We start from the raw sequence: 16,380 nt of genomic DNA, 5'->3' as shown, positions 1-16,380 counted from the left end.
CGCATATCGAAATGGTCCGCCGACGGTCTCGGTCAGGCATCGACCTCGACCAGCCGCCTGCCGTCGAACGTACGCACCTCGAAGTGGTCGATGTCGCCCCGGTCCATGGCCGCGCCGCCCTGGACACGGAGCGGGTATGTCGCGCCCGGGTGCCGGGAGTCCTCGATGCCGTATCCCCGCTCCGGTACGGACCAGGAGGTGACGACCTCCTCCTCGCCGGTCTTCGACACCGCGATCAGGCGGCATTTCCGCGGACCCGTGACATTCCTGAGCTCCAGCACGGTGCTGGTGCCCCAGGGCTTCCTCTCCATGCCGATCGTGGCGTCGGCCTTGGTGACGGGGTCCGTGGCCCGTACCTTCTCCGGCATGCGCCGGAGGGAGGTGACCTCGTCGGTGCCGGTGGGGTACGGGCCTGCCGCCCGCGTCGACGGGCCGTCGTTGCCGCTCGCCATGACCGCGACCACCGGGCCGCCGATGATCAGCGCCGCAGCCGCCGCCACCAGATACCCGGACCGGCGCCTGCGCCGGGCCCGCCCGGCCGCCACCTCGTCGACGAGCCGCTCCAGCACGCGGGGGCCGGGCGGGCCCGGTACGTACCGGACGGGGCGGGCGCCCGGCACGGCGGCCGGGGGCCCGGAGAGTGTCGCGAGCACGGGTTCCAGGCCGGCGAGCTCGTCGAGCCGGGCGGCGCACAGCTCGCAGCCGGCCAGATGCTCCTCGAAGGCGGATGCCTCGGCATCGTCGAGAACACCGAGGAGGTACGCACCGGCGGCGTCGTGCCCGGAGGGGGTGCGAGGGCTGGAGGGGGTGCGGGGGCTGGAGGGGGTGCGGGGACTGGAGGGGTTGTGGGGGCTGCGGGGGTTGGAAGGGACGGAGGGGGTGGGGGGGACGGAGGGGCCGGTCGGCCTGAGGCCGAAGGGCTCCCACTCGTGGTCGTCGTTCATGCCGTGATCCCCCTCTCCTCCAGGGCGAGCTTCATCGAACGCAGTGCGTAGAAGACCCGGGACCGTACCGTCCCGCTCGGGATGCCCAGCACATCGGCCGCCTCGTTGACCGTACGGCCCTTGAAGTAGGTCTCGACCAGGGCTTCCCGGTGCGCCGGGGTCAGATCGTCGAGCGCGTCGGAGAGCGTCATCAGCCACAACGCCTTGTCCATCTCGTCCTCCGCCGGAATGGCCTCCAGCGGCGAGGGATCGACCTCGGGCGGCCGGGCCTGCCGGCTGCGGTGGGCGTCGATGACGATGCGCCGGGCGACCGTCACCAGCCAGGGGCGGACCGATCCGGTGGCGCCGCCCAGCCGCCCGGCGTTCTTCCAGGCGCGGATGAGGGTTTCCTGCACCACGTCCTCGGCGCGCTGCCGGTCGCCGGCGACCAGGCGGAGCACGTACGCGAACAGCGGCCCGGCGTGTTCGCGGTAGAGCGCCCGCATCAGCTCCTCGTCCGGAACGGCGGAAGGCTCCGGGGGCGGGGACGAATGCGGCGGCGGATGCGGGGATGGGCGCGGCTCGTTGCGATGTCGAGCCCTGTGCGGACGGTCATCGGCCACGGCCGCTTCCTTGCGCACCCGCACCTCCCGGTCGGCCCTGTGGAGCTCTTCGGTCATCGAATACGGGGGCGGGCCGCGATCCGTTCAAAGCAGCCTCAGGATTCTTTACGGCACGGTCGCGTCCACCACCGGAACGGTCGCGTCCGGCACCGCCGCGGTCGCATCCGGCACCGCCGCGGTCGCATCCGGCACCGCCGCGCCCGCCGTTCGGCGCCGGTGCCTGGCCACCCGCTCGCGATTGCCGCACACCTCGCTGGAGCACCAGCGGCGACGGCGTCCGCGCGAGGTGTCCAGGTAGAAGCGGCGGCAGTTGTCGGCCTCGCAGCGGCGCAGCCCGGCCCGTGCCACGGGGTCGGTGAGGAGTTCCACGACGTCGCGGGCGACGGCGGCCAGCAGCGCCCCGCACTCGGGATCGGCGCTCAGCGTCCGTACCAGCTTGCCGCCCCTGCCGCGCACGGCCCGCAGCCCCGGCGGCGCCCCGGCGGCGAGCGCGTTGACCCGTTCCAGGGCGCTCCCGGCCCCGCGGCCGCCGAGCTCGGCCGTCAGCAGCCGGTCGACGCCGGTACGCAACTGCCGGAAGCGCACCACCCAGGACTCGTCCACGGCGTCGAGGCGGGTGCCGCCCGGTACGAGTCCGGCGGCGACCAGCCAGTCGGCGAGCCGCTCGGCGCCGTCGAGCAGTTCACATGCGCCGGTGGTCCCGATCCCGGTCGCCACCAGGTCGAGACAGGGCCGACCGGAGTCGAACCGCCAGTCGCACGAACTCTTGCCGGCCGCCATGCGCATGTCACCGCCTCGGGTCACCGGTGGGTCTCCCCCAGGGTGCCCCTCGCGGGGCCCACCCGGAACCCCTGCTGCCCCACGGGTCGTCGTGCGCGGGGCAGCCGTACGGTGGCCGGATGAGCGACGATCTCGGTACCACCGTCCTTTCGGCCGGCCCGCTGCTGCTCCGGCCCTGGCGGGCCGACGACGCCCCGGCCCTGGTCGAGGCGTACCGCGATCCCGCGATGCGCGCCATGCTGCTGACACAGGTCACGGACGAGGCGGGGGCAAAGCAGTGGCTGCGGGCGCAGCAGGAGGGCCGGGAGTCCGGCAGCCGCTTCGGTTTCGCGGTGGTGGACCGCGACCGCGGTGGTGCCCTGGTCGGCAGCGTGGCGCTCAAGTACCCCGCACCGGGCTCCGGCAGCGCGGAGGTCGGCTACTGGACGGCGGCGCCCGCCCGCGGCCGGGGGGTCGCGCCGCTGGCGCTCGGGGCGCTCGGCGACTGGGCGTTCGAGGTGTTCGCCGGGGACGGGCTGATGCGGCTGGAGCTGATGCACCAGCTGGGCAACGAGGCGTCCTGCCGGGTCGCGGAGAAGAGCGGGTACGGCTTCGTGGAGGTGCTTCCGGCGCGGCCGCCGTGGCCGCTGGACGGGCACCGGCATGTGCGCCTGCGTGCCGGGGGTGCCCGGTAATCGTCCACGGGTGTCCGGTGGCCGTCCATGGATGCCCGGTGGCCGCCCGTCCCCGGCCGGTCGCTCAGCCCGTCGGCGGACCGTCGTGCAGGATCCGCTGGAACAGGAAGTGGTCGCGCCACTCGCCGTTGATGTGGAGGTAGCGCGGGGCCGTCCCGTACTGCTCGAAGCCGCACTTGGCGAGCACCCGCTGCGAGGCGACGTTGTCCACCATCGTCCCCGCCTCGACCCGGTGCAGGCGCAGCCCGTCCCTGGCCACTTCGCAGATCCGCTGCACGGCGGTCGTGGCCAGACCGCGGCCCGTGTACTCGACATCGACCCAGTAACCGAGCGTCGCGCTGCGGAACGGCCCGAGCACGATGCTGTTCAGGTTGAACCCGCCGATCGCACGGTCCGCCTCGTCGGCGAGCACCCAGGGCATCCCACGCCCCGCGTCACGGTCCGCGAGCATCCCGGCCAGCCGCTCCCGCTGCCCCTGTTCGGTGTAGAAGGAGTCGGGCCGCACGGGCTCCCAGGGCTGCATGTACGCGCGGCTGCGGGTCAGCGAAACGGCGAGGGACTCGGCGTCGGCCTGGGCGGCGGGACGAAGTCGTACCTCCGCGTCGAGCCGGTGGATGTCTTGGATCATCCCCGCACGCTATCCCGGTGCGGTTCCGGCCCCACGGCCGGTGCGGTTCCGGCCCGCGCCTGCTCCGCGCCCCCTCACTGCGCCGTGTGCTCCCGCTCCGCCAGGGCCGCCAGCCGGTCGAAGGTGCGGATCAGCTCGGCGCGTCTGTCCTCCTTGTACTCCTGCTTGGGTCCCAGGTCGTCGATGGTCCGCTCCCACACGTCCATGAACTTCTTCTTCCAGCCCTCGACCACCGCCGCCTCCGGCACGCTCGCGCCGACGTGGCCCTGCTCCGCGATCAGGGACAGCAGCTCGACGTTGCACGGCACGGCGACGCCCCAGTATTCGTCGGCCTCCAGGACGACCGGGTCGTCGGCCATCGCCTCCTCGATCTCCGAGACGAGCCGTCCGGTGATGTCCGACAGATGATCCGCAGCCGTGTCACTGTCGAAATTCCCACTGCCCCAGGTACCCACGGGGCCCCCTTCCACTGGTCTTTCCATGGCCTTTCCCGCCTGCCTCCGTTCTAGCAGGGAGGACTGACAACGAGGACTGACAACAGAGTCGGCAAGGGGACCGGCAACGGGGCCCTAGCGGGCCGGACCGACCCCCGGACCGGCATCCGGGCCGTCCGTGGCCGCTGGGTCCAGCGCCAGCCGGTAGCCGCGTTTGACGACCGTCTGGATGAGGCGGGGCGCGCCCAGTGCCGTACGCAGCCTCGCCATGGCCGTCTCCACCGCGTGCTCGTCGGTGCCGCCGCCGGGCAGTGCGCGCAGCAGGTCGGCGCGGGCCACCACCCAGCCCGGCCGGCGGGCCAGGGCGTGCAGCAGCGCCATTCCGGCGGGCGGCACCGGGCGCGGTTCGCCGTCGACGATCACGGCGTGCCCCCGGATCTCGACCCGGTGTCCGGCGACCGGCAACGCGGGTGCCCTGGCGGGGAGTTCCTGGCAGAGCAGCTGGACGAGCGGGGCGAGCCGGAAGCGTTCCGGCTGGACGGTGTCGATGCCGCGGGCCTGCAGCGGCAGGGCGGTGACCGGTCCGACGCAGGCCACGAGGACGTCGTCGCGCAGCGCGCCCAGGAGTTCCGGGAGCAGTCCGCGTTTCTCGGCCCGGCCGAGCAGCGAGGTGGCGGCCGGGGCGCTGGTGAAGGTGAGCGCGTCCAGGTCGCGGGCGAGGGTGCTGTCGAGCAGCCGGTCGAGCGGGGCGATGTCCTCGGGGTCCGTCCAGCGGTAGACGGGTACGGAGAGGACCTCGGCGCCCGCGGCGCGCAGCGATTCGACGAAGCCGGGGAGGGGTTCGCCGTGCAGTTGGAGGGCGATGCGGCGACCCGCCACGCCCTCGTCCAGGAGCCGGTCCTGTACCTCGGCCAGGGACTCGGAGGCGGGTGACCACGCCTCGGTCAGCCCGGCGGCCCGGACGGCGCCCTTGACCTTGGGGCCGCGGGCCAGCAGTTCGGTACCGTGCAGGGCCTCCGGCAGCCGGTCGCCGAGGCCCCAGCCCCCGGCGGCCTCGACCCAGCCGCGGAAGCCGACCGCGGTGGTGGCGACGACCACGTCGGGGACGGTTTCGACGATTGCCCGGGTGGCGGCGAGGAGTTCGCCGTCGTCGGCGAGCGGCACGATCCGCAGGGCGGGCGCGTGCAGGACCGTGGCGCCCCGTCGTTCCAGCAGCGCGCCGAACTCCTCCGCGCGCCGTGCGGCGGTGACCCCGACGGTGAAGCCCGTGAGGGGCCCGTGCTGTTCGTCCTCGTGCATGTGGTCTTCCCGGCTCTCGTCCCGCTGCTGCCCGATGATGCCGAGGGGCGAGCCTGCCAATGATGCGTGACAGTGCTGGTTCACCCGTATTTCCCGCCCGTTACGTCACCTGACACCGAGCGGACACGATCCTGCCCCGACGCCGCTGAACAGCGACTTCCCGGCCACGGGTCCGGTGGGATCGGGTCCGGCGAAGGTATACGCGCGGTTGACGGCTCCCCGGTCGACGACCGGCGCGGTCAGCAGGGATTCACCATCAGGGACGCGTCGGGCCCGGGAAGCCAGCTGCCGCCGGGCCGGATCATCCAGCCTTCCTCGGCACCCAGTTGTTCCGCGGCTTCGCGCAGGGCGTCGAGGCCGGGGTGGCGCAGCCCCTTGCGCCAGACCAGCAGGAGCGGCGAGAGCGGCACGGGCCGGACCAGCGGTCGCACCACGGTGCCCGGAATCGGAGGGAAGTCGACAACGGCGAGCACCGGGTTCCGGGACTTGGCCATGACCCGCTGGAATTCGGCCACGCCTATCGCGAGCGGGGCGGGCGGCGCCAGTTCGATGCCCCATTCGGCGAAGAGCAGCCGGGCGAGGTCCGTCCACTCCTCCGTGCGCGGGTTCCCGGCGCCCGCGTAGACGGTCTCACCGGCCAGGTCGTCGAGCCCGACGGCCTCGCACGCGGCGAGCGGGTGGTCGTCGGGGAGCAGCACGGCCATCGGCTCGTACCGCACCGGCTGCACGCCCAGCCGCGCCCGTACCGCGGGGTCGAGTCCGGCGGCGCGGCCGAAGGAGACATCGAGCCGCCCGGCGAGGATCTCGTCCGCGGCCCAGGTCAGGCCGCTCTCGAAGCGCGCCATGAGTTCGCACGCCGGGGCCAGTTCCCGGGCGCGGGCGAGTACCCGGGCGGCGGCCATGCCGTCGGTGTTGAGGTCGACGAAGAGCGGCCGGGCCGCGGGGTCGGCGAAGGCCGCGGCGAGCTCGGCGTGCGCGTCCAGCACCCGTCGCGCGTAGGGCAGCAGCCGCTCGCCGTCGGCGGTGAGGGCGACCTGCCGGGTGGTCCTCACGAACAGCTCCGCGCCCAGCTCGCGCTCCAGCCTTCGGATATCGCGGCTCAGTGCCTGCTGGGCGATGTAGAGCCGGGCGGCGGCGCGGGTGAAGTGCAGTTCCTCGGCCACCGCGACGAAGGCGCGGAGCAGCCGGGGATCGGTGTGGGCGGTATGCGTCGGGGTGCCCGGATCGGCAGCGGAGGAGGCCACACCAGAATTTACAACACAGATGCGTCAATCGATACGGAGAAGGTGTTGGACCCCGGGGACCGAGCGCCCCGAGGCTTGGCCCATGCCGTACGAGAGAACCCCCGCCACCGCCCCCATGCTCGCCGTCTCCGGTGACCTGCTGGTCATCGCCCCGCGCACCACCCCCGCCCGGCGGGCGTCCACCAACCCGTACCGCAGGCTGCTCGCCACCCCGGGCGCCCGCGCCTTCACCGCGGGCAATCTGCTCGCCCGGCTGCCCATGGGGATGTTCAGCGTCAGCGCGGTCATCATGATCGCCGGTTCGCGCGGCTCGTACGCCCTGGCCGGAGCCGTCACGGCGACCGGACTCGCCGCCACGGCGGTGGTCGCCCCCTGGACGGCCCGGCTCGTCGACCGGTACGGACAGGCCAGGGTCGCGGTGCCCGCCACCGCAATCGCCGCGCTCGGCTCGCTGGCCCTGCTGCTCTGCGTGCACTACGGCGCCCCGACCTGGACCCTCTTCGCCTCCTACGCCGCGACCGCCACCACGCCCAACACCGGCGGGATGTCCCGGGCCCGGTGGGCCCATCTGCACCGGGGCGACCCGGCCGCCCTGCACACCGCGAACTCCTTCGAACAGGCCGCGGACGAACTCTGCTTCATGCTCGGCCCGGCCCTCGCCGCGCTGCTGTGCGCGGCGCTCTTCCCGGAGGCCGGAACACTCGTCGGGGCGGTCCTGCTGATGACCGGGGTACTGATCTTCGCCGCCCAGCGCGCCACCGAACCACCGGTGGCACCCCGCACCCACGCGGGCTCCCCGCTCCGTACCCGGGGCATGCCGGCCCTGCTCGCCGCCTTCCTCGCCACCGGCACGGTCTTCGGTGCGATGGAGGTCGTCACCATCGCCCACGCCGGGGGCGCGATCCTCGCCCTCCAGGCGGCCGGGTCGTGCGCGGCGGGGCTGCTCTACGGGTCGCTGCGCCCGGCCGCGGACATCCGTCGCCGGCTGCTGTTCTGCCTGACGGGGATGACGACGCTGATGTCCCTGCCCCTGCTCGCCGCCGCCTCGACCGACTCCCTGCTCGCCCTCGCCGGCGCACTGCTCCTGGCCGGCGCGGCGACGGCCCCGACCATGGTCACCGGCATGACCCTGGTGCAACGCCTCACCCCGGAGGGCCAGTTGAACGAGGGCATGACACTGGCCGTGACCGCTCTGCTGGGCGGCATCGCCGCGGGTTCGGCGACCGGCGGCTGGATGGTGGAGCACACGGGACAGGTGCCGGGGTACGTCGTACCGGTCTGCGCGGCGGCACTGGCACTGACCGTCGCGGCGGCCGGGGTCCGGACTCCCCAGAACCGATGACCGGCACAAGAACGAGGACCCCGTTGCCGGTGGGCAACGGGGTCCTCGTTCACATGGGAATTGTGGAGATGGCGGGAATCGAACCCGCGTCCAACGGTGCAGAATCAGGGCTTCTCCGTGTGCAGTTCGCTGCGCTTTTCTCAGCCCCGGAGATCACGCGAACAAGTCTCCGACGGGCTCAGCCACTGTTTGATTTCCTTCCAGGCCCCGTGACCGGGTCTAGAAGTTTAGATCCCTTGATGATGCCAGGATCCGGGTCGGGATCACCCCCGGGCTGACACTTCGCAAGTCGCTACTTAGGCAGCGAGGGCGAAGGAATCGCGCTTGGTGTTGGCGATTATTGGTTGCGACATATGGTTTACGAGATCATTGCCGCTTCCTCGACACGCTTCCCCTGCTTCGACATCCGCTGTCGAAACCGATCATCCCCATGTTGTTTTTTCAAATGCGCGCACCCGCTGTGGAGTGCAGTGCCATCGTACGTGACCAACGCGCGACGATGCCAGCCTATTCCTGCCGACGCCCGGCAGGACCCGGTCCTACGCGCTCCGCTGGCGCCTGCGCGCCGCCGAGATCGCGCGGTTGGTCTCCCTCGTGTCCTGCTTCTCGCGGAGGGTCTGGCGCTTGTCGTACTCCTTCTTGCCCTTGGCGAGCGCGATCTCGACCTTGACCCGGCCGTCCTTGAAGTACAGCGCGAGCGGCACGATCGTGTGGCCCGTCTCGCCCGACTTCGACTCCAGCTTGTCGATCTCGGCCCGGTGCATCAGCAGCTTGCGCTTCCGCTTGGCCGAGTGGTTGGTCCAGGTGCCCTGCACGTACTCGGGCACGTGGATGTTGTGCAGCCATGCCTCGCCCCTGTCGATCTGGACGAAGCCGTCCACCAGGGAGGCCCGGCCCAGCCGCAGCGACTTGACCTCGGTCCCCATGAGCACGAGGCCGCACTCGTAGGTGTCGAGGATGTGGTAGTCGTGCCGCGCCTTCTTGTTCTGCGCGATGAGCTTGCGCCCTGTGTCCTTTTCCTTAGCCATAGTGCGGCCATTTTCGCACTACGACCCACCCCCGAGGCCACTCAATACTGTCTCGGCCCGCTGCTCGGCCCCGGAGCCGACCGCGAGGTCCGGGGTGATGCCCCGGCCGTCGACGCCTCTGCCCGCCGGGGTGCGGTAGTGGCCGACGGTCAGCTCGGCCACCGAGCCGCCCGGGAGCTTGCTGGGCATCTGGACCGAACCCTTGCCGAAGGTCCGCGAGCCGACGGTGACGGCGCGGCCCCGGTCCTGGAGTGCGCCGGTGAGGAGCTCGGCGGCGCTCATCGTGCCGCCGTCGATCAGGACGACGAGGGGCCGGTCGGTGTCGCCGCCCGGCTGTGCGTAGAGGGCGCGCTGCTCACCGTGCACGTCGTACGTGGCGACCAGGCCGCCGTCCAGGAAGGCGGAGGCGGCGGTGACGGCCTCGGTGACCAGTCCGCCGGAGTTGCCGCGGAGGTCGAGGAGCACCCCGGCGTCCGACGGTGCGTCCCGGACCGCGTCACGGACCTTGGCGCCCGAGCCCCTGGTGAACGAGTCGACCTCGATCATGACGGCGCCGGACGGACCGGGGGGATCGGCGGAGTCGGAGTCGTCGGGAGAAGTGGAGGAGGCGGGACGGGTCGGTCCGATCCGTCGCACGGTCACGGCCTCGGTGGTGAGTCTGGCCCGGCGCAGCGCCTCGGTCCGCAGGCCCGAGCCGCGCTCGACCCCCAGGACGACGGTGCTGCCCGCGGCGGCCTCCGTACGGTCTCCGCGCAGCAGGGCGACGACCTCGGCGACGGGGCGCCGGTCGACCCGGTGGCCGTCGACCGTACGGAGCAGGTCGCCCGGCTCGATGCCGGCCCGGTCGGCCGGGCCGCCGGGCTGCACCCGGGCCACCTCGACCAGCCCGTCGGCGGAGCGCCTCGCGGCGATCCCGACGCCGGTGTACGAGCCGTCCAGGGCCTGCTCGAACTCCTCGTACTGCCGCTCGTCGTACACCGCGCCCCAGCGGTCGCCGCTGCGGCTGACGACCTCCGCGGCCGCCTCCTTGCCGGACTTGCCGTCGGCCACGGCTCGGGCGGCGGCGTCGGCCACCTCGTCGCGGTCGACGGTGGAGGCCACGGAACGGGTCGCGAAGTCCTCGGACTTCGTGCTGCCGCGCGGCAGCGCGCCGGTGACCGCTCCGGTGGCCAGCACGCTCGCGAAAACCAATGTCAGGGCAGCCCCGCGGCGCACGCCGCGGGGCCCGAAACACTGCGCGGGGCCCGACATGTCGCCGAGTCTAGGACAACGCCCCCTGGGCGCACGGCCGGTTGGCCGCGCGCCCAGGGGGCGCATGTCACACCTTGAGGTACTTGCGGAGTGCGAAGAGCGCGGCAACGGCGGGCATCAGCAGGCCGATTGCCAGGACCAGGGGCAGCTTGGTGAAGACCGCGTCCCAGCCGATGAAGTCGATCAGGTTCAGTTTGCTCTGGAGTGCCAGTCCGCCGTCGATCAGGAAGTACCGGCCGGCCAGCAGCATCACACAGGCCAGGACACCGCCGATGAGACCGGCGAACGCGGCCTCCATGATGAACGGCATCTGGATGTAGAAGCCGGAGGCACCGACGAGCCGCATGATGCCCGTCTCGCGCCGTCGGCTGAACGCGGACACGCGGACAGTGTTCACGATCAGCATCAGCGCAATGACCAGCATCAGCGCCATCACGAAGAGGGCGGCCACGTTCATGCCGTTCATCAGCTGGAAGAGGTTGTCCAGGATGCTTCTCTGGTCCTGGACGGACTGCACCCCGTCACGGCCGGCGAAGGCGGTGGCGACGACCTTGTACTTCTTCGGGTCGTGCAGCTTGACCCGGAACGACTCCTGCATCTGGTCCGGCGTGATGTTGCTCGCCATGGGCGAGTCGCCGAACTGGTCCTGATAGTGCTTGTACGCCTGGTCGGCCGACTCGTACGTGACCGTGTCGACGACGTCCATCTTGTGGAGGTCGCCCTCGATCTCCTTCTTCTGCTCCGCGGTCACAGCACCCTTGGCGCACTTCGGCGTCGAGGTCACATCGCTCTTGCTGCAGAGGAAGATCGAGACGTTGACCTTGTCGTACCAGTAGTCCTTCATCGTGCTGACCTGCTCGCGCATGAGCAGCGCGCCGCCGAACAGGGCGAGCGAGAGGGCGACGGAGACGACGACGGCGAAGGTCATCGTGAGGTTGCGACGGAGGCCGACGCCGATCTCCGACAGGACGAACTGGGCGCGCATGGCGTCCTTTCAGTGCTCGATGCTCAGTGCTGGTAGCCGTAGACGCCGCGGGCCTGGTCACGTACGAGACGGCCCTGCTCCAGCTCGATGACGCGCTTGCGCATCTGGTCGACGATGTTCTGGTCGTGGGTCGCCATGATCACGGTGGTGCCGGTCCGGTTGATCCGGTCCAGCAGCTTCATGATGCCGACGGAGGTCTGCGGGTCGAGGTTGCCGGTCGGCTCGTCCGCGATCAGCAGCATGGGGCGGTTCACGAACGCCCGCGCGATCGCCACGCGCTGCTGCTCACCACCGGAGAGCTCACCGGGCCTCCGGTCCTCCTTGCCGCCGAGGCCGACCAGGTCGAGAACCTGGGGCACCGCCTTGCGGATCTCACCGCGCGGCTTGCCGATGACCTCCTGCGCGAACGCCACGTTCTCCGCAACGGTCTTGTTGGGGAGGAGTCTGAAGTCCTGGAACACCGTGCCCAGCTGGCGGCGCATGTGCGGCACCTTCCAGTTGGACAGGCGCGCGAGGTCCTTGCCCAGGACGTGAACCATGCCCTGGCTGGCGCGCTCCTCGCGGAGGATGAGTCGCATGAAGGTGGACTTGCCGGAGCCGGATGAGCCCACCAGGAAGACGAACTCGCCCTTCTCGATATCGAGAGACACATCCCGTAGAGCGGGACGGCTCTGCTTCGGGTAGGTCTTGGAGACGTTGTCGAATCGGATCACGAATGCACCACGGTCGGCCGGGAGTAGGTGTGCGTGACCATACGCGAACCGGACTGAGGCGTGCAGGCGCGCGTCCGAGGATGGGTGATTTATGGCGGAACGGTACCGGCCGGAAGCGGGTCCGAAGTACGACGGAACGGGTGATCTCCGGCGGGCCGCGCCGAAATCCGCGCGAGCTGGCACAGTGGTAGGGGGAACGGTTGCGTTTCCATGAGCGTTGTGCGGAGACAGAGCGTATGCGGCTCCGCCGCGCGGGAGGAGGAAAGCGCATGACCTATGACCGACTGGTGTGCGCGAACTGCGCGGCGCCCGTCAACGAGGGCCGCTGCCCCGTCTGCCGGGCAAGCCGCGCGCGGCTGCAGCAGGAACAGGAGCAGGGAATGTTCGCCGGGCTGAACCCGGCGATGCTCGTGGCCCTGCTGGTGATGCTGCTGGGCGCGCTGGCACTGCTGGCGCACCAGACCGTGTAGCCGCGCGTCCCGCCTGTCGGCCCGCAGGCGCCGGTACGTGTACGTGGAGGGGCCCGGGATGCCGATCGGCACCCCGGGCCCCTCTGTGCGTAGCTGTGCAATTGTTACCGCGGGTGACCCTTAGGCGACCGTACGGCCGTTCATCAGGCGCGGCAGGATCCGGAAGCCGATGCCTCCGGCGATCATCGTCGCGGCGCCGACCAGCAGGAACGTGGTCTCGGCGGCACCGGTCTCGGCGAGCTCGTCCTTGCCCTTGCCCTGCTCGACCGGCTGGTTGCCGGCGGAGTCGGGGGTGGTGTTGTCCGCGCACTTCGCACCGTCGAGGTCGACGGTGCAGGTGTTGGCGTCGTCACCGCCGGTGGCGGAGCCTGTGGAGGCGTTACCGGTGGTACCGGACGAGCCGCTCCCGGAGGTGCCCGACGTACCCTCCGTGCCGGACGTGCCCGAGTTACCGGACGTACCCGACGTGCCGGAGTTACCCGACGTACCCGAGTTACCGGAAGAACCCTCCGTGCCCGAGTTACCCGACGTACCCGAGTTACCGGACGTACCCGACGTGCCGGAGTTACCCGACGTACCCGAGTTACCGGAAGAACCCTCCGTACCCGAGTTACCCGACGTACCCGACGTACCCGACGTGCCGGAGGTGCCCTCCGTACCCGACGTACCCTCGGTGCCGGAAGAACCCTCCGTACCCGACGTGCCGGAGGTGCCCTCCGTACCCGACGTACCCTCGGTGCCGGAAGAACCCTCCGTGCCCGACGTGCCGGAGGTGCCCTCCGTACCCGACGTACCCTCGGTGCCGGAAGAACCCTCCGTGCCCGACGTGCCGGTGCCAGACGTCTGTCCCTCGTCGACACCGCCCGGACCACCGCCGTCGGAATCGCCCTGCGGACCCTTGATGTCGGCGTCGATGCCCAGACCGCCCTCGTCGACCTCGGCCTTCGTGGACACGACGCCGAGGTCGACACCAATGCCGACCGCCGAAGCTGCACCGGCGGCGGTGAGCGAGGCGCCCGCGGCGATGACCGCGCCCGCGGCGATCCGCGCGACGCGGACTCGCGTCTTCTTCGTCATGTGCTGCTACCCCCAGTAGCTGTTCTCGTCAGTGGAGCAGCCATATGCGGGCCCCGGCTCTCCGGAGTTCGCTCCGAACGGCGCCACACAGAGCCGTGGTCATGCCGCCCGCCCCCGTTCACACCCGTCCCAGACATACGCATGCTGCCCTAGCACCCTGTCCACAGTTAAGGACTACGTCAAGGCCGTTCCGTGCAATATGCACTGGTTTGTTCGCAGTTGGCCTTCATTCGGAATCACGACTGTGACGCACTCACCACAGCTCCCGCGCAACCAGGAGCCCCAACTCCCCTTCGGGGCGGCCGGGTCATGAGGTCGCCCACGACGAAAACGGCGGTGCCGGAGACCCCGTGGGGTTTCCGGCACCGCCGTGAAAGCTTGTTTCTTCCTACTTCTCCCGCTGCTTGCGCCAGCGGATGCCCGCCTCCAGGAAGCCGTCGATCTCGCCGTTGAAGACCGCTTCCGGGTTGCCCATCTCGAACTCCGTACGCAGGTCCTTGACCATCTGGTACGGGTGCAGGACGTACGACCGCATCTGGTTGCCCCAGGAGTTGCCGCCATCGCCCTTGAGGGCGTCCATCTTGGCCTGCTCCTCCTGGCGGCGGCGCTCAAGGAGCTTCGCCTGGAGGACGTTCATCGCGGACGCCTTGTTCTGGATCTGCGAGCGCTCGTTCTGGCAGGAGACGACGATGCCGGTCGGGAGGTGGGTCAGACGGACCGCGGAGTCCGTGGTGTTGACGCCCTGACCACCGGGGCCCGAGGAGCGGTACACGTCCACGCGCAGCTCGGACTCGTCGATCTCGATGTGGTCGGTCGTCTCGACCACCGGCAGCACCTCGACGCCCGCGAAGGACGTCTGGCGGCGGCCCTGGTTGTCGAAGGGCGAGATCCGGACGAGCCGGTGGGTGCCCTGCTCGACGGAGAGCGTGCCGTAGGCGTACGGCACCTGGACGGCGAAGGTGGTCGACTTGATGCCGGCCTCTTCCGCGTACGACGTCTCGTAGACCTCGGTCTTGTAGCCGTGCCGCTCGGCCCAGCGGATGTACATGCGCTGGAGCTTCTCGGCGAAGTCGGCCGCGTCCACGCCGCCGGCCTCGGCCCGGATGTTGACCAGGGCCTCGCGGGAGTCGTACTCGCCGGACAGGAGAGTACGGACCTCCATCTCGTCCAGCGCCTTGCGGACGGAATCCAGCTCCGACTCCGCCTCGGCCAGGGCATCGGCGTCGCCCTCGTCCTGGGCGAGCTCGAAGAGGACTTCGAGATCGTCGATCCGGTTGCGGAGGGCCTCGGTCTTGCGGACCTCGGCCTGGAGGTGCGAAAGCTTGCTGGTGATCTTCTGCGCCGCCTCGGGGTCGTCCCAGAGGGAAGGCGCGGCCGCCTGCTCCTCGAGCGCGGCGATGTCCGCCCTCAGCGCATCCAGGTCCAGGACGGCCTCGATCGACCCCATGGTCGAGGAGAGGGACTTCAGCTCTTCGGAAATATCGACGACTGCCACGGGTCCAGCGTAACGGCTGTCGGCACGGACGTTCCTCGGGCCGCATGATCACGTCCCGGCGATCATGTGCGCGGCGCCCTCGCGGGCCCCCGGGTCAGGGCGTGCCCGGCGCCGAGTTCCCCGTGTCCTGGGCGGGTGCGCCCTCGTCGTCGCCGCTCAGCGCCAGCCAGCCGCCCACGCCCAGCGCCACCACCAGCACCAGGGCCGCGGCGCCCAGCGTGAGGCGGCGCTTGCGGACGGCGGCGGACTTGTTGCGGGCCGAGCCGGGGCGGGGCGTGCCCGGGGAACGGGGGGCCCTGGCCGTGCCGCGGGGGCCGCCGGAGAGTTCGTCGGGGGCCGGGACGCGCATGCTCGTGTGGGTGTCGCGGTTGGCGTCGGCGGACGATCCGGGCACCAGCGGGACCGCGCCGCGGCGGCGGGGCTCCTCGGGGGCGGGGGTGTACTGCTGCTCGTCGTACGTCTGGGGTTCCGGCTCGGCGTCCGGCTCGTCCACGTCGAGCGGCGGGATGCCGGCCAGCTGCGGGAGCTGCTCGCGCAGCCGGGCCGCGAGCTCGGAGGCGCGCAGCCGGGAGGCGGGGGCCTTGGCCAGGCACTGGACCAGGAGCTGCCAGAGCTCGTCGGGGATGCCGGGGAGCGGTACGACCGTCTCCGTGACGTGGCGGCGCAGGACGGCGCCGGGGTGTCCGCCGCCGAAGGGCGTGAAGCCGGCGAGGAGTTCGTACAGGACCGTGGCGAGGGCGTAGATGTCGACGGCGGCGCGCGGCGGCAGCCCCTCGACTATCTCGGGGGCCAGATAGTCCGGCGTACCGATGATCTTGGTGGCCTTGGTGCGGCGCGGGGTGTCGATCAGCTTGGCCACGCCGAAGTCGGTGAGCAGCGCCGGGTGCGAGTTGCCGGGTCCGAGCGGGCCCTCCATGTCGAGCAGGATGTTCTCCGGCTTGACGTCGCGGTGGACCACACCGGCGGCGTGTGCGGCGGCGAGGCCGTCGGCGACGTCCGCGATGATCGCCACGGCGGCCTCGGGCGCGAGGCGGCGTTCGCGGTCGAGGCGGGTGCGCAGGTCGGTGCCGCGTACCAGGTCCATGACCAGTGCCAGGTCGTTGCCGTCCACCACGAGGTCGCGGACGGCGACGACATGGGGATGGTCGAGACCGAGCAGGGCGGTGCGCTCCTGGACGAAGCGGCCGACGAGTTCCTGGTCGGACGCGAGGTCCTCGCGGAGCAGCTTGATGGCCACCGGGCCCTCGGGCCCTTCGCCGAGCCAGACCGTGCCGGCGCTGCCGCGCCCCAGGATCTGGTGTGCGGTGTACCGGCTGCCGATATTCCGTGCCAAGACTGCTCCCTCAGCGGCTGGCGATGGACCGTCGCTCATGACCCCCGGTCGACAAAGTTACGCGTCGGCCGGGGGGTTGAG

The 16,380-nt window shown here is 71.2% G+C and carries 17 protein-coding genes and 1 other RNA gene; 3 read left to right on the top strand and 15 right to left on the bottom strand.

Features of this window, described 5'->3' with window-relative positions:
- Positions 1-32 precede the first annotated feature (32 nt).
- The 3 genes from ACFV8T_RS02805 to ACFV8T_RS02795 form a co-directional block, all read right to left on the bottom strand.
- Positions 33-944 (bottom strand): anti-sigma factor family protein, encoded by a 912-nt coding sequence (locus ACFV8T_RS02805; RefSeq protein WP_385323774.1) that lies wholly within the window; start codon positions 942-944, stop codon positions 33-35.
- A complete protein-coding gene (locus ACFV8T_RS02800) occupies positions 941-1,570 on the bottom strand; it encodes a sigma-70 family RNA polymerase sigma factor (RefSeq protein WP_385324734.1) in 630 nt (209 codons plus the stop codon). Before ACFV8T_RS02800 ends, ACFV8T_RS02805 begins: the two co-directional genes overlap by 4 nt.
- Before the next feature lie 81 nt (positions 1,571-1,651).
- The gene (locus tag ACFV8T_RS02795) at positions 1,652-2,326 is read right to left on the bottom strand and encodes a CGNR zinc finger domain-containing protein (RefSeq protein ID WP_385324731.1); all 675 of its coding nucleotides are present in this window, start codon (positions 2,324-2,326) and stop codon (positions 1,652-1,654) included.
- 119 nt (positions 2,327-2,445) lie between these two features.
- On the opposite strand from ACFV8T_RS02795, the gene ACFV8T_RS02790 reads away from it, so the two are divergent.
- Positions 2,446-3,000, top strand: coding sequence for a GNAT family N-acetyltransferase (locus tag ACFV8T_RS02790; RefSeq protein ID WP_385323771.1), 555 nt, complete (start codon positions 2,446-2,448; stop codon positions 2,998-3,000).
- A gap of 64 nt (positions 3,001-3,064) precedes the next feature.
- Here the strand turns inward: ACFV8T_RS02790 and ACFV8T_RS02785 are convergent, their stop codons facing one another.
- From ACFV8T_RS02785 to ACFV8T_RS02770, 4 genes are all read right to left on the bottom strand, one after another.
- Positions 3,065-3,628: a GNAT family N-acetyltransferase gene (locus ACFV8T_RS02785; RefSeq protein WP_385323768.1), complete on the bottom strand. Its 564-nt coding sequence runs from the start codon at positions 3,626-3,628 to the stop codon at positions 3,065-3,067.
- A 74-nt stretch (positions 3,629-3,702) separates the two neighbouring features.
- The gene (locus tag ACFV8T_RS02780; protein WP_385323765.1) at positions 3,703-4,083 is read right to left on the bottom strand and encodes a DUF4259 domain-containing protein; all 381 of its coding nucleotides are present in this window, start codon (positions 4,081-4,083) and stop codon (positions 3,703-3,705) included.
- Between the two features lie 114 nt (positions 4,084-4,197).
- Positions 4,198-5,361, bottom strand: a complete 1,164-nt coding sequence (locus ACFV8T_RS02775) for a uroporphyrinogen-III synthase (RefSeq protein WP_385324728.1) — start codon at positions 5,359-5,361, stop codon at positions 4,198-4,200.
- 239 nt (positions 5,362-5,600) lie between these two features.
- Entirely contained in the window at positions 5,601-6,605 is a 1,005-nt protein-coding gene (locus ACFV8T_RS02770) for a LysR family transcriptional regulator (RefSeq protein WP_385323762.1), read from the bottom strand.
- A gap of 82 nt (positions 6,606-6,687) precedes the next feature.
- Between ACFV8T_RS02770 and ACFV8T_RS02765 the strand changes: the two genes are divergently transcribed.
- Positions 6,688-7,947, top strand: a complete 1,260-nt coding sequence (locus ACFV8T_RS02765; RefSeq protein ID WP_385323760.1) for an MFS transporter — start codon at positions 6,688-6,690, stop codon at positions 7,945-7,947.
- Between the two features lie 60 nt (positions 7,948-8,007).
- Here the strand turns inward: ACFV8T_RS02765 and ssrA are convergent.
- The 5 genes from ssrA to ftsE all read right to left on the bottom strand — a co-directional run bounded on the left by ssrA (position 8,008) and on the right by ftsE (position 11,924).
- Positions 8,008-8,377: a transfer-messenger RNA gene (gene ssrA, locus ACFV8T_RS02760) on the bottom strand.
- A 109-nt stretch (positions 8,378-8,486) separates the two neighbouring features.
- Positions 8,487-8,975, bottom strand: coding sequence for an SsrA-binding protein SmpB (gene smpB, locus ACFV8T_RS02755; protein WP_124723236.1), 489 nt, complete (start codon positions 8,973-8,975; stop codon positions 8,487-8,489).
- 18 nt (positions 8,976-8,993) lie between these two features.
- A complete protein-coding gene (locus ACFV8T_RS02750) occupies positions 8,994-10,226 on the bottom strand; it encodes a S41 family peptidase (RefSeq protein ID WP_385323758.1) in 1,233 nt (410 codons plus the stop codon).
- Between the two features lie 67 nt (positions 10,227-10,293).
- Positions 10,294-11,211: a permease-like cell division protein FtsX gene (ftsX, locus tag ACFV8T_RS02745; RefSeq protein ID WP_385323756.1), complete on the bottom strand. Its 918-nt coding sequence runs from the start codon at positions 11,209-11,211 to the stop codon at positions 10,294-10,296.
- 23 nt (positions 11,212-11,234) lie between these two features.
- A complete protein-coding gene (gene ftsE / locus ACFV8T_RS02740) occupies positions 11,235-11,924 on the bottom strand; it encodes a cell division ATP-binding protein FtsE (RefSeq protein ID WP_266746501.1) in 690 nt (229 codons plus the stop codon).
- A gap of 269 nt (positions 11,925-12,193) precedes the next feature.
- On the opposite strand from ftsE, the gene ACFV8T_RS02735 reads away from it, so the two are divergent.
- Positions 12,194-12,394, top strand: a complete 201-nt coding sequence (locus tag ACFV8T_RS02735; protein ID WP_385323753.1) for a hypothetical protein — start codon at positions 12,194-12,196, stop codon at positions 12,392-12,394.
- A gap of 120 nt (positions 12,395-12,514) precedes the next feature.
- On the opposite strand, the gene ACFV8T_RS02730 is transcribed toward ACFV8T_RS02735, so the two are convergent.
- The 3 genes from ACFV8T_RS02730 to ACFV8T_RS02720 all read right to left on the bottom strand — a co-directional run bounded on the left by ACFV8T_RS02730 (position 12,515) and on the right by ACFV8T_RS02720 (position 16,299).
- Positions 12,515-13,471, bottom strand: a complete 957-nt coding sequence (locus ACFV8T_RS02730; RefSeq protein ID WP_385323751.1) for a hypothetical protein — start codon at positions 13,469-13,471, stop codon at positions 12,515-12,517.
- Positions 13,472-13,859: 388 nt separating this feature from the next.
- A complete protein-coding gene (gene prfB, locus ACFV8T_RS02725) occupies positions 13,860-14,966 on the bottom strand; it encodes a peptide chain release factor 2 (RefSeq protein WP_385323749.1) in 1,107 nt (368 codons plus the stop codon).
- Between the two features lie 94 nt (positions 14,967-15,060).
- The gene (locus ACFV8T_RS02720; RefSeq protein WP_385323747.1) at positions 15,061-16,299 is read right to left on the bottom strand and encodes a serine/threonine-protein kinase; all 1,239 of its coding nucleotides are present in this window, start codon (positions 16,297-16,299) and stop codon (positions 15,061-15,063) included.
- Positions 16,300-16,380 lie beyond the last annotated feature (81 nt).

This window comes from Streptomyces sp. NPDC059832 (assembly GCF_042731715.1).
Taxonomy (GTDB): Bacteria; Actinomycetota; Actinomycetes; order Streptomycetales; family Streptomycetaceae; genus Streptomyces.
Note: the sequence above shows the minus strand (reverse complement) of the source record. Positions and strands in the feature narration are given on the sequence as shown.